Genomic DNA, 14,007 nt, shown 5'->3' on the forward strand with positions numbered 1-14,007 from the left:
TCCCCATTGTGTATCCCTTGTCGCGGGAGCCCTTCCAGCAGCAAGGGGATCAATCCCACACCGGAACCCGGATGATCCCTACCAGAGGCCGAATTTTGCCCCATGGTGGCGATCATCGTGCGGCTCGATGACCTAAGGGGGCCGTGAGTCGTACAGTGACGAAGGTGGCTGAACCAAGCCCGGGAAGCCGGGGATCAGACAGGACCCGTGAGGTCATCGTGGAGACGGCCCTGCGGCTTTTTCGCGAACGAGGATACGAAGCCACCACAATGAGGGCCATCGCCGCAGAGGCCGGGGTCTCGGTGGGCAACGCCTACTACTACTTCGCCTCGAAGGAAGCCCTCATCCAGGCGTACTACGACCGGGCGCAGGCCGAGCACGAGGCCGCGTGCGAGGAACTGCTGGCCGCCGAGGACTCCTTCGCCGAACGCCTGGGCGGGGTGCTGCGGGAGTGGGTACGGGTCTCCGATCCGTATCACGAGTTCGCGGTGAAGTTCTTCAAGCACGCGGCCGAGCCCAGTAACCCGCTCAGCCCGTTCAGCGCCGAGTCGTCGCCCGCCCGCGATTCGTCGATCGCGATCTACCAGAAGGTCGTGGAGGGGTCGAGGGACCGCATGGACGCGGAGCTCAGGGCCGAGCTGCCCGAGTTGCTCTGGTTGATGTCGCTGGGGGTCGTCCTCTTCTGGGTGCACGACACCTCGGAGGGCTGCCGGAGGACCTACAGGTTCATCGAGCTCACCGTGCCGCTGGTTGATCGGCTGGTCGGGCTCTCCCACCTTCCGGGCCTGCGTGGGGTCGCCCGGGACTTCATCGCCGGAGTCCACGAACTTCGGTCGTAACCTCCCCCGCGGATTTCAGTCATGCCTTCCCCATGAACTCCAAGAATTTGCGTATCGATCCGATTACTCTAAGTAGTTGCTTTGATGGTGGATTCAAGGGAGTCTCATGGGTTGGGTAATAACACTGGTGGTGGTGTCCATCGCGATCATGCTGATCGCGTTCCTCGTGCTCAAACAGAAGGGGCGGGAGAGCGAAGATCGCGGATCGGCGGCGGTCGACTTCTCCGCCAACCTCGCCCTCGCCGTCTACCTGCTGGTGCTGGCCTATGCCGCGGTGCTCTGCAGGGACGGGCTCTCGGTCACCGAGACCGACGTCAAGGCCGAGGCGGAGACCCTCACCGAGATGTACTGGTCGGTGGCTCCGATCCCCGAGGCGGAACAGGTCCGATCCCAGATCCGGCAGTACACCGCGCAGACCATCAACCTCGACTGGCCGCTGATGGCCAGGGGCGAGATGTCGCCGGCCGCCACGAAAACGCTTGAGGACCTGCGTTCCGCGACGATCCGGCTTCGGCCGATCGGCGAGGAGAACAAGGCGCTCCAGCAAGAAGCCCTCACCCGGGCCTCCGAGATCTCCCACGCGCGCGGCATCCGTTCGAGCGACGCGAGCGAGGGCCTGGAGAGCATCTTCGTGATCTCAATGATCCTCTCCGGGTTGCTGGTGATCGTGCTGCCGTGGACGCTCGGAGTGAGGCCCACGCGCGCGTCGATGTTCGCCGACCTGGTCCGGGTGGCCGTGGTCGTCATCGGCGTCTGCTTCATCATCCTGATCAGCCACCCGTTCAGCGGAATCGGCGCGGTCGAGCCCGAAGCGCTCAGGGCCGCGGAACAGCACTACGACCACATCGACAACCAGTTCCCTTCGCAGCCGTAGCCAGGCCCGCCCGGGCAGCGGAAAGCCCGCCGGTAGAGGAGATCTACCGGCGGGCTTTCCGCTGTCCGGGCAACGGCGGCGGACTTTCGGGCCGGCCTCTACCGGCGCATTCTGCCCTTCAGGGCGGCGACCGCGCTGACCGAGATCACGCCGGTGAACATCACCAGGAGAACCAGCCTGCGGTCGGTGCCCTGCCGCCGGTCGGCGAAGCGCTCCAGCACCATCTGCCGCTTCATCGCCTGAGGCGGGCCGGGCGGTAGGACCGGCCTCGGCGTCGGCTCCGGGGTGGGAGGCGGTGTGACGACCTCCCTGGGACGCTGGGCGCCCGGTGGGAGCGGCTGGACGGGCTGGACCACGGGTGGCTGGGCGGGCTGGACCGTAGGAGGTTGGGCGGGCTGGGCGGGCTGGACGGGCTGGGTCGCGGGCGGCGGGGCCGGCTGGGTCGCGGGTGGTTGGGCGGGCTGAGGCGCGGGTGGTTGGGCGGGCTGGACGGGCTGAGCCGCGGGTGGCGGGACCACGGGCGGCACCACCACCGGCGGTTCGGCGGGCGTCGCCGGCGCGGGCGCGGCGGGCGGCGGTGGCGATGGGACCGGGGCCGGAGGCAGGAACGGGGCGCAGGGTGACAGGACCTCCAGATGCAGCGCGGCGACCCCGGGCAAGGAGAGATCCAGGCACAGGCCGATCCCCATGGGGAGGAGGCCGCCGGAGGAGTTGTTCTCGACCTGAAGGGAGAGGAGATCGTCGGAGGACGAGCTGTCCTCTCCGACCTCGACGGAGAGGAGGTTGTCGGAGGGGGAAGGGCCGCCTTCGGCGGGGAGGGCGCCCGAGGGCGAGGTGTTCGTTCCGAGCTCGACCGAAAGGAGGCCGCCGGAAGGGGACGGACCGCCTTCGGCCGGGAGGTCGCCAGAGGACGGATTGTTCTCTCCGAGCTCGACGGAGAGGAGGTTGTCGGAGGGGGACGGGCCGCTTTCGGCGGGGGGTGAGGTGTTCGTTCCGAGCTCGACCGAAAGGAGGGTGTCGGAAGGGGACGGTCTGTCTTCGGCGGGGAGGGCGCCCGAGGGTGAGGTGTTCGTTCCGAGCTCGACGGAGAGGAGGCCGTCGGAGGGGGACGGTCTGTCTTCGGCGGGGAGGGCGCCCGAGGGTGAGGTGTTCGTTCCGAGCTCGACCGAAAGGAGTCTGTCGAAAAGGGACGGGCCGTCCCCGGCCGGGAGGGCGCCGGGGAGAGGCGAGCTCGCACCGGCCAGAACCACGTCGCCGGAGAAGGACGGCGTGCCCTTGGGGGCCGGCGCTTCCTCGAAGGAGGGGGACGTGTCTCTGCGGGAGGGAGAGCGGTCGAGGGAGGGCGACTCCGGCAGGCCCCCGGCCATTCGGGCACGGGGCTTTTCGAACGGCGCGCCGCCGGGCTTTCGCGCCTGAGACTTTTCCACCGGTCCGCCCTCGGGTGGCGAAGACTTCCCCGACGCAGGGTCTGCCCCGGCGGGCGGCTTCCCTCCGGCCCACCTCGCCTGGAGGTGCGGCGCGCGTGTTCCGGTGTGGGGCATGGCCGTATTCGTGCATCCCGCTCCGGAGAGACGGCCGGACGAGGCGCCCCCGTCCCTTACGGCCTCGGGGCAGTCGCCGTGGTCGGCCGATCGGTCGTACGCGGACACCGCGACGCCGACCGCCCCGGCCAGCACGGATGCCGTCATGCAGCTCGTCAGAACCGCCGCTCCCAGGAGCTCTCGGTGTTTCCTCCGCCGATTAATCATCACGTAAAGGTTCTAACACCTAACGCACAGTGATGAAGGGGTAAGTAGGCGGGTAGCGTAGATCATTTTTCGGAAACATACCGGCCGGTTGGTACGGTCAACCTGTTGATGCCCCCGAGTGGGTGCGGCAAGCTACATCAGAATGTCGTTCTAGAGGACATCGACCAACCGGCGAGCACTGACACGGAGGCGACACGATGGCTACGGGCGCACGTTGGGGGATGACGATCCCCTTCTATGACCGTTCACTGGCCGATTCCCGGGATCTGATCGCCGAGCTCCCGGCGCTCGGCTACACCGACGCCTGGTCCGCGGAGGTCAACGGCGTCGACGGTTTCGTGCCTCTGGCGATGGCCGCCGAATGGGCCCCCGAGGTACGGCTCGGCAGCGCGATCGTCCCGGTCTCCACCCGGGGGCCCGGTCTGCTGGCCATGTCCGCCGCCACGCTCGCCGACCTCGCCCCCGGAAGGTTCGTGCTGGGCATCGGGGCCTCCTCCCCGGCCATCGTGGAGCGCTGGAACGCCGGTGAGTTCGTCAAGCCGTTCGCCAGGACCAGAGACACGCTGCGCTTCCTGAAGAGGGCGCTCGCCGGGGAGAAGGTCACCGAGAAGTACGAGACCTTCGAGATCAAGGGCTTCAGGCTGGAACGCGCGCCCAAGTCCCCGCCGAAGATCGTCCTGGCCGCGCTGCGCCCCCGCATGTTGCGCCTGGCCGCGGAAGAGGCCGACGGCGCGATCACCAACTGGCTCTCGCCGCGGGACGTACCCAAGATCAGGGCCGAGATCGGGCCCGGCACCGAGCTGATCGCACGGCTGTTCGTGTGCGTCAGCACCGACACGGAGAAGGTGCGTGAGCTCGGCCGGCGGATGCTCGCCGGTTACCTGACCGTTCCGGTCTACGCGGCCTTCCACGACTGGCTGGGACGCGGTGAGGTGCTGCGGCCGATGCACGAGGCATGGGCGGCGGGCGACCGGCAGGCGGCGCTCAAGGCCATCCCCGACGAGGTCGTGGACGAGCTCATCGTGCACGGCGACGCGGCGACGTGCCGGGCCAGGATTCAGGAGTACGTGGACAACGGGCTGAACACCCCCGTCCTCGCCCCGATCCCCGGCGGTGAGATCCCGATCGCGCAGGCCGTACGCGACCTGGCCCCGAACCGGGGATGAGCCCGGGCCGGGCGTGAGCGGACCGTCGGCTCGGAGGCGAGGGGAACGGGTCTCTGGCCCGGAAGTAAGCGTGGGCGGGCTTTTACGAGGCCCCAGGCGGGGATCCGCTCGTCGGAGCGGTTCTCCGGGCCGGAAGGAGGCGGCCCTTTCGCGCGTCCCGGCGCGCCGGGGGAACCCGGGACGGAAGTCACGCGTTATATCGTGATGCGGCGGGGTAGTGGAACGCCGCCATTCGAACGTGCTCCCAAGGAGGATCCCCCATGGCGAAGGCAGCGCGTGCGGCACAGGTCTGGCGGACCTACAAGGATGTGAAGAAGCCGGGCACCCCCGGTCTCGGCGCCCGCCTGCGTGCCATTCCCCGGCTGATCGGCGCGACGGCGCGCGGTCAGTATCCCGGCATGGGCAAGGGCAAGCTGACCATGATGGGGCTCGCCGTCGTCTACATGCTGTCGCCGCTCGACGTCATTCCCGACTTCCTGCTGCTCATCGGCGTGGTCGACGACTTCGGCGTCTTCCTGTGGCTGATGAGCTCACTCCTCGGAGAGGGCGGCCGATACGTCGACTGGGAGCGCAAGCACGTCAGAGCTGTTCCATCCTGAGCCAGGCGCGGGAGGGCAGAGGGTGGCCGAACAGGCGGGCGGCGTTGCCGTAGGCCACCCTGGCGATGTCGGCGGGCGGCAGGCTGCCCAGGTTCGTCACGACGGCCTGCTGGGTGTCGGGCCAGGTCGAGTCGGAATGCGGGTAACCGCTCTCCAGCAGGACGTGCTCCAGGCCGACGGCGAGGCGCACCCCTGACAGGGCGTGGTCGTTGAGCGTTCCGAAGAAGAAGTTGCGGCGCAGGACCTCGCTGGGCTTCAGACCGCCCTCCCAGGACGCCTCGCCGGCGACCGGGTGGTCCAGCGCGTAGTCGGCCCGCTCGGCCAGCATCGGCAGCCAGCCCACGCCGCCCTCCACGATCAGGATCCGCAGGGCGGGAAAGCGCAGCGGGACGCCGGACCAGAGCCAGTCGGCACAGGCGAACATGGCGCTCGCCGGCATCAGCGTGGTGATCGCCTCGATGGGGGTGTCCGGCGAGGGCACCGGGGCCCAGGAGGCGGCACCGGTGTGCAGGCAGACGACGGTGCCGGTCTCCTCGCAGGCCTGGAAGAACGGGTCCCAGTGCTCGGTGTGGATGGACGGCAGGCGCAGCCGGGTGGGGAACTCGGGGAAGAGGACCGCCTTGAAACCCCGGGCGGCGTTGTCCCGGATCTCCTTGGCCGCGATCTCGGGGTCGGTCAGCCAGGGAAGCTGCAGGGCGATGATCCGCTCCGGGTAGGTGCCCGCCCAGACGTCCACGTGCCAGTCGTTCCACGCGCGCAGGACCGACAGGCCCAGCTCCTGGTCGCGGGTTTTGGCGAAGACCATCCCCGACTGCCCGGCCAGCATGCCGGGGAAGCAGAGCGCCCCCCAGACGCCGGCGCGGTCCATGTCCTCGATCCGGGCCTCGATGTCGTGGCAGCCGGGCCGCATGTGCTCGAACCGCACCGGGTCGAGTGTCCACTGCTCGCGGGGCAGGCCGGCGCCCACGTCGAGCCCGGCGCACGGATAGGTGGCTCCGCCGTACCGCCAGACCTGATGGCCCGAGTCGGTCTCCACCACCTTGGGAGCGAGATCGGCGTACTTCTCGGGGAGCCGGTCGTCGAACATGTCAGGCGGCTCGATCAAGTGATCATCGGCTGAGATGATCACATGGTCCCGCCGCCTCGGCTCGGGGTCGGGCAGCAGCGGGGTAGTCACGCGGTAAACCGTACGACGCTGGCATAACGCTCATCAAGCTGCAAGGTCTCCGCTTGGTATCTCTGTCCCCCTTCGGAAGAGCCCCGAGACCGCTGGAGGGGGACACACGGCGGCCTCGGGGCGGGCCCGCCGGGAGGGTGCTGCTCTTTGGCGGGCCCTGATGGGTGCATCTACCCAGAGATCTTCTAAATATCGGAGTTTTTCAGGAGATGATCCTGAAGGTCGGAGATGAGCTTTTCATTTACGCCCAGTACCTTGACGCAGTAGTCGCGCACCGGGCCGAGTTCGGCCAGGAACAGTCTCATCGCGTCGGCGGGCGCCTGGCCGAGTCCGGGCCACGGCAACGGCTCGCCCGGATGCTCCTCCTCCCAGTACGCGATCAGCCGGGGCGTCGCCAGCCCGGTCAGCGCGTAGTCGACGATCACGTCCTTCTCCGTCACCCCGAGCAGTCGCAGGACCAGCGCGGTGAGCACCCCCGTGCGGTCCTTGCCCGCCGCGCAGTGGATCACCACGGGGGCGTTCTCCTCCGCGGCGATCACCTCCAGAGCGCTCCTGAGCTCGGCCACGCCGTCCTGGGCGACCTCGTGGTAGCGATCGGCGAAGAACCTGGCGACCCCCACCTCGGGGTGGAAGTCGTCCTGGACGTTCCAGCGTCGGTGCTCGACCGAGAGGTTGTGGTAGGCCGGCCCCTGCGGTGCCCGTCCGCGACGCTCGATCTCCTCCGGATGGCGCAGATCGATCACGGTTCGGATGCCGAGGGCGTGAAAGCGGGCGAGGTCGTCGTCGGCGAGCCAGTGCAGGGAGTCGGACCGGTAAAGCCGTTGCCAGCGCACCTCCCGCCCGCCCTCGACGGCATAGCCGCCCACGTCCCGGAAGTTGTGCAGTCGTGCGAACTCGATATGCCGGATCACGCGCTCCAACCTATCCAGCGGTGGGTGTTTCACGACAAGGAGAACAATCGCCGTGACGCTTCTTTTTTGGTCATAGAGATGGAAAGGAAGCACCATTGGGTAGTAATAGATCATGACTTCCGATGCGCCCGAAGTTCGTCAAGGCTGGCGAGTCGTCGGATTGATCATTCGATGGGTGTTGCTGGTCGTTCTGCTCTGGGGCGCCCTGATCACGGTGCTGAGCCTCAATCCCGTGCCCCGGACGCAGGCGGAGTTCCGCGCCGCCGCGGACGCGGGCAGGATCACCGTCGTCGAGTTCAGGGAACAGGAAGGTGACCTCTCGTACCTGCGGTGGACCGAGGGCCCGCTGGTATGGCGCTGGATCAGTCCGAGGCCGCTCTCGGGCGACTCGGCCACCTACACCACCGAGGACCTCAGGCGGGAGCTGGGAGACGACTCGGTCAGGGTGACCGGGATCAGAAACGATTCTGGCGATTTCCCGCCCCGCTGGCCCTTCGAGGTGCCCGCACTGGCCGGTGTGAACTGGGTCGCCGTGGCCGGGGTGCTCACTTTCCTGATCATGCTCGGCTCGACGCCCCGGCTGGGCAACCGATGGGCCTGGTTCTGGCTGTTCACCGTCGGACAGGTCGGCGCGATCCTGTTCCTGCTGCTCGAACCCCGCCCGCTCGGGTTCCGGCCGGGAGCGCCTTCCACCCCGAGCAGTCGGCTGAGCGGCGGCTTCGGCTTCCTCACGGCGATCGGGGTGAGCATGATCGCCGCGGGAGTCACGGCCCTCCTCGGGCAGCTTGTGGGCCTCGCCGTCGGCTAGGCTCCGGCCCGCTTGGCGGACCGCGCGGGCTCGGCGGCCTGCGAGACCTCACCGGTCGGCTCGGCCGGTCGTGCGGGTTCGACCGGCGGTGAGGGTTCCGTCGACGGGGTGGATTCGGCCGACGGCGCGGGTTCGGCCGGCCGTGTGGGCTCGGCCGGCTGCGGGGCCTCGGTGTTCCCGGCGGGTTCGGCGTCCCCCGCGCGCTCGGCGGTTTTCGAGCCCGCGGCCGCGGCCTGGAGGTCGGCGGCCTCGCGGCGGATCAGCATGATCCAGCCGCCGATCGCGATGCCGATGAACAGCCACCACTGCACGCCGTACGCCAGGTTGAGCCCGCCGCCCTCGCCGATGTCCGGTTCGGGCAGCGGCGCGGGCGCGGCGGTGGCCTTGGGCGACTGCTCGATCAGATCCACGTATCCGCCGAGGAGTTTGTACGGCAGGCCGCGCCCGACCGTCTCGGTGTTGATCAGAAGGACCTGGCCCTTGGGAAGACCCGCCCGATTCCGGATGCCCGTGGAATCCTCGGTCTCGGTGGGACGTAGCCGTCCGGTGACAGTCACCTCACCCGGGGTCGGCGGGGGAACCTCGGGGGAGGCGTCGGGCGTGGCGCCCGCCTTGACCCAGCCTCTGTTCACCAGCACGCCGACCCCGTTCGCCATGGTCAGCGGGGTGAGAACGTAGAAGCCGACCTGGCTGTCCTGGATGCGGCGGCGGACCACGAGCTGAGCTCCCGCGTCGAACGTCCCGGTGGCCGTGACGGTGCGGTATTTGTCCTGGACACGGACGGTGCCGCCCGGGGTGGTGAGGCTCTCCACGGGGACGGGTGCGGCGGCGAGATTGTCGGACGTCTGGTGGCTCGTTCCCGACCGCTCCTCGTAACGCCCGAACTGCCATCGCCCCAGCAGTACGAAGGAGGGGATGATCAGCAGCACCAGGACGTGGAAGGCGAGCCAGCGAGGAGTCAGCAGGAACCGGTACACGCACTCAAGGTTAGGCACCGGGTGCGTCGCCTCGTCCTTCGAGTGTGCCTTTCGCCGTAGTAAGGTGCCCGGGACCGTACGATCACCGGGTTCGCCGAAGGAGCCGAAGCCGTCGAAAACCTGTCGGATCTCAGGGGCGTCGCGTACGGTCGGATGAGCTCGCCCCCCGGAACGTCCAGCACCTCCGGAGCCCGCATCTGATGACCCTGCTCATGTCGGCCCCCGCGGCTCCGATCGCGCTGCCCCGCCTGGGGGCGCTGCTACGGCACGCCGCCCCCCGGGTGCTGGAGAGCATGATCCTCCCTGTCGCCGTCTTCTACGCGGCCTTCGCCGTGCTGGGCCTGTACGGCGCGCTGGCCGTGGCGGTGGCCTGGGTCTACGGCGGGGTCGTCTGGCGGCTGGTCAGGCGCAGGGCGGTCCCCGGCACGCTGATGCTGGCGGCGGGCGCGGTCACGGTCAGGGCGGTGCTGGCCGGGGTGACGGAGAGTTCGACCCTCTTCTTCCTGCCGTCCTGCCTCGGGGTCTTCTGCGCGAGCATGGGTTTCCTGCTCACCGCGCCGCTGCGGCGGCCGCTGGCCCAGCGGGTGGCGAGCGATCTGGTGCCGCTGCCCGACCATCTGCTGGAGCATTCGCTGATGCGTCGCTTCTTCATGCGGCAGTCGGTCCTGTGGGGCTGCGCGCAGCTGGTCAACGCGGGGCTGAGCGTGTGGCTGCTGTTCAGCCTGACCACGGAGACCTATCTCGTCGTCAGAACCTCGGCGGTCGCGGTGCTGCTCGGCGGCGCCGGGCTGATCTCGGTGCTCAGCCTCCGGCGTTGCCTGCGGGCGCTGGCGCGCTGACCGTCGCCCCGGGGCCCGGAATCGGCGTGACCTCCCGGGGGCCGGCGACCTCGTGGCCGTCGGCGCAGCGGAAGTGCTGTTCGACCAGGGCTCCGCAGCCTCGGTGGGTGATGAGCAGGGAAGGACCGTCCGGGCCGGCGAGATACCGGTCGCCCCACTGCATCAGCGCCACCAGGGTCGGATAGAGGTCTCGTCCCATCTGCGTCAGCCGGTATTCGTCCCGCTGCCGCTGGCCGGGCTCGCGGTAGGGGACCTTGCACAGGAGCCCTTCCTCCACCAGCCGGGTCAGCCGGGCGCTCAGCACCTGTCTGGGCGCTCCCGTCATGGCCTGCATGTCGGCGAAGCGCCGTACTCCTCCGAACGCCTCCCGCAGCACCAGGAACGTCCACTTCTCGCCGACGACGGCGAGGGCGCGCTCGATGGAACAGCTCCCCGCTCGCAAGGGCGTGGTGTCGAGGGTCGCCTCACTCATGTCCGCATCGTAAGTCGCCATCGCATTACCTCCAACGTCATCTAAGTCTAGTTGACAGACTCAGCTGCTCACGAGAATCTGAGTCCATGATGCGAACTCAGCTGGCGACGCCGCACCACGCTCCGGTATGGATCACGCCCGGAGGCCCCGGAGACCATGGCGGTCCCGAAGACCTTGGAAACCTCGGAGACCGTGAGGGCCGCGGGAGCGTCGTGGATCTCGGAGACGTCGAGATCCGTCCGGCGCGGCTGAACGACGAGGAGCTGATCCGCCGCTTCTTGACGGGACTGTCGGCACGCACGCAGACGCAGCGGTTCTTCGCCGGGATGAGCCGCCCGAGCGCGAGCGTGGTCCGGGCGCTGCTCACGGTGGACGAGCAGCGCGACGCGCTGCTCGCCGTACGGGGAGACCTCCTGATCGGGCACGCGATGAGCTACCGGGGAGAGGGAGCCGACGTCGAGATCGCCGTCGTGGTGAGCGACGAGTGGCAGGGGCAGGGGATCGGATCCCGGCTCGTCCGCAGGCTACTCCACCGGGCGTCGGCCGGTGGGGCGGAGACCTTGGGCATGGACGTGCTCGGGGACAACCGCAGAGTGCTCGCGATGATCCGCAGGGCATGGCCGGAGGCGATCATGAGGACTTCCGCGGGGACGGTCCAGGTGACCACGATGACGTTGCTCTGATCGGCGCCCTCGCCGTTACGCCGGCTGCCGCCTTCGGTCTTCGTGCCGCGGTGAAGGCCCTAACGATCAAGCGGTTGGGATGAATCCGGCCCGAGGTGCCCGTGCCATTTGCGGAACAAGGTTCTGGTGCCTCACCATTGCTCTGTGAAGACTGCCAAGAACGGACGCGACGGCCGCACCCGGATCGTCGAGGGTGCCCTGCGCCGATTCAGTCAGGATGGTGTCTCGGCCACCACGCTGGCCAGCCTCCGCGCGGAGAGCGGCGTCAGCGTCGGCAGTTTCTACCATCACTTCGCCAGCAAGGAGCACGTCTTCGGCGTTCTCTACGCGGAGACCCTGAGAATGTACCAGGACGCGTTCCTCGCCGAGCTGCGGAGCCACGAGGGCGCGAGAGAGGGCATCGAGGCGATCGTCGCCCTGCACATGTCCTGGAGCGGCGAGCATCGTGAGCGGGCGCACCTGCTGATCAGCGAGCGGCCTCCCAGGCGTGAGGAGCCGGGTGGCCCCGAGGTGTCGGAGTCGCGCCGCGCGTTCTTCAGGAAGGTCTCCGACTGGTGGCGGCCCCACATGAAGAACGGCCTGCTCCAGCCCGTTCATCCGACGATGTGTTACGTGCTCTGGCTGGGCCCGGCCACCGAGATGTGCCGGCTGTGGTTCGCCGGGGCGCACCAGCCCACCCAGGAGGAGATCGCCGGCCTCTGCGAGGCCGCCTGGCAGAGCCTGCGGCAGCAGAGTTCCTGATCGTCGCCCGGCGTCGTGTCCTCCGAGGGCTCCGGTCCGAATCACGGGGGCTTTTTCGGACCGGAGCGGTCTCAGTTCGCTCCCACCAGCTGGTGAGGCCGGCAGGAGACTCGCCAGACCTCGTCGTCCAGCGAGATGTCCAGCCACAGGTCCCGGCGCCGGCGCCGCAGGCCGGGCACGCGCACCCGGTCGCAGATGGAGAACCTGCCGCGCCGGGGATAAACGAATCCCAGCTCCCCGGGAAGAACCCGTAGCTCGTCCTGATTTCCACAGCGAGGACAGGTCCAGGCGACCAGGTCCAGGCCCCGGCGGTAGTCGTGGCAGGCGCGGAAATACTCATCCGGACGGAAACGGGATTCGCAGGCGAAGCACGGGATCAACATCGTGGATCCTTTGGAGCGGATGGCGCGGCCACAAAGAAGTACCGCTCCTCGCTTGAGGTCCGCTTGCAGAACGCTTGCCACCTTGAGTAATCGATCATTTACTCATAGTGGCCAACGGCGCCCGGTGTGAGGATTCGCGCGCTCCGGGCCGCCGCCGGCCGTCTCGCCGCCCGGAGCGCGAGGAGGTCTCCGGTGCGAGGATGTCCTGGTGAACGATCTGCTGGACCGGCTCAGAGGACTGCTTCTCGACACCGGCTACACCATCGACGGCGTCCGCGAGCGTCTCGGCGACGTCGCCGCCACCGCGCTTTCCCGCGAGGAGACGGTGCCCGCCCTGCGCGCCACCGCGGGGGACGACCCGCTCGGCACGCTGATCCGCCTGTGGTGGCTCGGCGCCGCCGTGGACGAGCGGAAGGCGCCCCGGGGCCTTCCGGTGGAAGAGCTGGCCGCCGCGGGCCTGGTGGGCGTCGAGGGCGGCCGGATCACCTCCACGGTCCACCTGCAGCCCTGGGAGACCGGCGGTTACGTCGTCTCCGACCGCAAGGTCAGGCCGGGTGACCCGGCGCTGCGCACGGACCACGTCGTCGGGGCGGGCGGGGCGTCGGCGAACCTGGCCCAGCTGGTGTCCCGCCGTCCGGCGGGACGCGTCCTCGATCTCGGCACCGGGTGCGGGGTCCAGGTGCTGCACCTGGACGGCCGGGCCGAGGAGATCGTGGCCACCGACGTCAACCCCCGCGCGCTGGAGCTGGCCCGGCTGAGCTGGGCCCTGTCGGGGATCCGGGGGGTGGACGCCCGGCGGGGTTCCCTGTTCGACCCCGTCCCCGGCGAGCGCTTCGACCTGATCGTCTCCAACCCGCCGTTCGTGATCTCCCCTGCCGGACGGTTCGCCTATCGCGAGTCCGGCTTCCGGGCCGACGACTTCTGCCGCGACCTCGTACGGCTGGCGCCCCGCCATCTGGCGCCCGGCGGCACCTGCCAGCTCCTGGCCAACTGGCTGCACGTCGGCGGCGAGGACTGGCAGGACCGGGTGGGCGGCTGGCTGGCCGAGACCGGGTGCGACGGCTGGGCGGTCCAGCGCGACGTCCAGGACCCGGCCGAATACGTCGAGCTGTGGCTGAGGGACGCCGCCGAGCAGGGAACCCCGCGCTACCGCGAGCTCTACGAGGACTGGCTGGGCTGGTTCGAGTCCGAGAACGTCACGGGGATCGGCTTCGGCTGGATCACCCTGAACGACTCGGGCAGTCTCGACCCGGTCGTGCGGGTGGAGGAGTACGGCCAGCGGGTGGAGCTCCCGGTCGGCGGGTATGTGGACGAGATCCTCGGCTCGATCACCGGGGCGCACCGGCTGACCGACGCGGAGCTTCTGGGCGCCCGGCTCGCGCTGGCCGACGGGGTGCTGGAGGAGCGGATCGGATCGCCGGGCGCCGAGGACCCGGAGAGGATCGTGCTCAGGCAGACGAGAGGGCTGCGCCGCAGCGCACAGGTGGGGACCGTGGAAGCCGCTCTCGCCGGGGTCTGCGACGGCCTGTATCCACTGGATCCGCTGCTGGCGGCGATCGCTGAGCTCACCGGGGAGGACCCCGGCGACCTGCGGGAGAAGGCCCCCGAGGGGCTTCGCCCGCTGATCGCCGAAGGGTTTTTCCACATATCCACAGGCTAGTTCTCCACAGCCTGTGGATATCGTCGTTATCGCTTGTCAATTCGATGTCAAACGACGGCGGGGAAGCTTTGGCCGTGGGGCACGGACCCGGGGGGAATGGGGCCGTGTCGAGTCCGGCCGGCTGTCACAG

The 14,007-nt window shown here is 69.1% G+C and carries 15 protein-coding genes; 9 read left to right on the forward strand and 6 right to left on the reverse strand.

What is annotated here, in order from left to right; genetic code table 11:
* Positions 1-164 precede the first annotated feature (164 nt).
* A complete protein-coding gene (locus J2853_RS35420; protein WP_307565057.1) occupies positions 165-839 on the forward strand; it encodes a TetR/AcrR family transcriptional regulator in 675 nt (224 codons plus the stop codon).
* A gap of 106 nt (positions 840-945) precedes the next feature.
* A complete protein-coding gene (locus J2853_RS35425; protein WP_307565058.1) occupies positions 946-1,713 on the forward strand; it encodes a bestrophin-like domain in 768 nt (255 codons plus the stop codon).
* A gap of 98 nt (positions 1,714-1,811) precedes the next feature.
* Here J2853_RS35425 and J2853_RS35430 read toward each other — a convergent pair whose 3' ends face one another.
* Positions 1,812-3,140 (reverse strand): hypothetical protein, encoded by a 1,329-nt coding sequence (locus tag J2853_RS35430; protein WP_307565059.1) that lies wholly within the window; start codon positions 3,138-3,140, stop codon positions 1,812-1,814.
* Positions 3,141-3,682: 542 nt separating this feature from the next.
* Between J2853_RS35430 and J2853_RS35435 the strand changes: the two genes are divergently transcribed.
* Positions 3,683-4,627 (forward strand): LLM class F420-dependent oxidoreductase, encoded by a 945-nt coding sequence (locus J2853_RS35435; protein ID WP_370879475.1) that lies wholly within the window; start codon positions 3,683-3,685, stop codon positions 4,625-4,627.
* 260 nt (positions 4,628-4,887) lie between these two features.
* Positions 4,888-5,226: a YkvA family protein gene (locus J2853_RS35440; protein WP_307565061.1), complete on the forward strand. Its 339-nt coding sequence runs from the start codon at positions 4,888-4,890 to the stop codon at positions 5,224-5,226.
* Here J2853_RS35440 and J2853_RS35445 read toward each other — a convergent pair.
* Together J2853_RS35445 and J2853_RS35450 are read right to left on the reverse strand one after the other, a co-directional pair.
* Positions 5,207-6,403, reverse strand: a complete 1,197-nt coding sequence (locus J2853_RS35445) for an amidohydrolase family protein (protein ID WP_307565062.1) — start codon at positions 6,401-6,403, stop codon at positions 5,207-5,209. The two genes, J2853_RS35440 and J2853_RS35445, sit on opposite strands and share 20 nt — an antisense overlap.
* Before the next feature lie 185 nt (positions 6,404-6,588).
* Complete coding sequence (locus tag J2853_RS35450) at positions 6,589-7,314, reverse strand: tyrosine-protein phosphatase (protein ID WP_307565063.1); 726 nt, start codon at positions 7,312-7,314, stop codon at positions 6,589-6,591.
* 175 nt (positions 7,315-7,489) lie between these two features.
* On the opposite strand from J2853_RS35450, the gene J2853_RS35455 reads away from it, so the two are divergent.
* The gene (locus tag J2853_RS35455; protein WP_307565064.1) at positions 7,490-8,122 is read left to right on the forward strand and encodes a hypothetical protein; all 633 of its coding nucleotides are present in this window, start codon (positions 7,490-7,492) and stop codon (positions 8,120-8,122) included.
* On the opposite strand, the gene J2853_RS35460 is transcribed toward J2853_RS35455, so the two are convergent.
* Positions 8,119-9,117, reverse strand: a complete 999-nt coding sequence (locus J2853_RS35460; protein ID WP_307565065.1) for an SURF1 family cytochrome oxidase biogenesis protein — start codon at positions 9,115-9,117, stop codon at positions 8,119-8,121. The genes J2853_RS35455 and J2853_RS35460 overlap by 4 nt on opposite strands.
* 182 nt (positions 9,118-9,299) lie before the next feature.
* On the opposite strand from J2853_RS35460, the gene J2853_RS35465 reads away from it, so the two are divergent.
* Positions 9,300-9,938, forward strand: coding sequence for a VC0807 family protein (locus tag J2853_RS35465; protein ID WP_307565066.1), 639 nt, complete (start codon positions 9,300-9,302; stop codon positions 9,936-9,938).
* Here J2853_RS35465 and J2853_RS35470 read toward each other — a convergent pair.
* A complete protein-coding gene (locus tag J2853_RS35470; RefSeq protein ID WP_307565067.1) occupies positions 9,901-10,410 on the reverse strand; it encodes a winged helix-turn-helix transcriptional regulator in 510 nt (169 codons plus the stop codon). The genes J2853_RS35465 and J2853_RS35470 overlap by 38 nt on opposite strands.
* A gap of 212 nt (positions 10,411-10,622) precedes the next feature.
* Between J2853_RS35470 and J2853_RS35475 the strand changes: the two genes are divergently transcribed.
* Positions 10,623-11,093 carry a GNAT family N-acetyltransferase gene (locus tag J2853_RS35475; RefSeq protein WP_307565068.1) on the forward strand — a complete coding sequence of 157 codons (471 nt, stop codon included), beginning with the start codon at positions 10,623-10,625 and terminating at the stop codon, positions 11,091-11,093.
* 144 nt (positions 11,094-11,237) lie between these two features.
* A complete protein-coding gene (locus tag J2853_RS35480; RefSeq protein ID WP_307565069.1) occupies positions 11,238-11,834 on the forward strand; it encodes a TetR/AcrR family transcriptional regulator in 597 nt (198 codons plus the stop codon).
* A 71-nt stretch (positions 11,835-11,905) separates the two neighbouring features.
* Here the strand turns inward: J2853_RS35480 and J2853_RS35485 are convergent, their stop codons facing one another.
* Positions 11,906-12,217: a hypothetical protein gene (locus tag J2853_RS35485; RefSeq protein WP_307565070.1), complete on the reverse strand. Its 312-nt coding sequence runs from the start codon at positions 12,215-12,217 to the stop codon at positions 11,906-11,908.
* A gap of 208 nt (positions 12,218-12,425) precedes the next feature.
* Here J2853_RS35485 and J2853_RS35490 point away from each other — a divergent pair, with 208 nt between their 5' ends.
* Positions 12,426-13,877, forward strand: a complete 1,452-nt coding sequence (locus tag J2853_RS35490; RefSeq protein WP_307565071.1) for a DUF7059 domain-containing protein — start codon at positions 12,426-12,428, stop codon at positions 13,875-13,877.
* Positions 13,878-14,007 lie beyond the last annotated feature (130 nt).

Origin of the sequence: Streptosporangium lutulentum (assembly GCF_030811455.1) — a bacterium.
GTDB classification, from domain to species: domain Bacteria; phylum Actinomycetota; class Actinomycetes; order Streptosporangiales; family Streptosporangiaceae; genus Streptosporangium; species Streptosporangium lutulentum.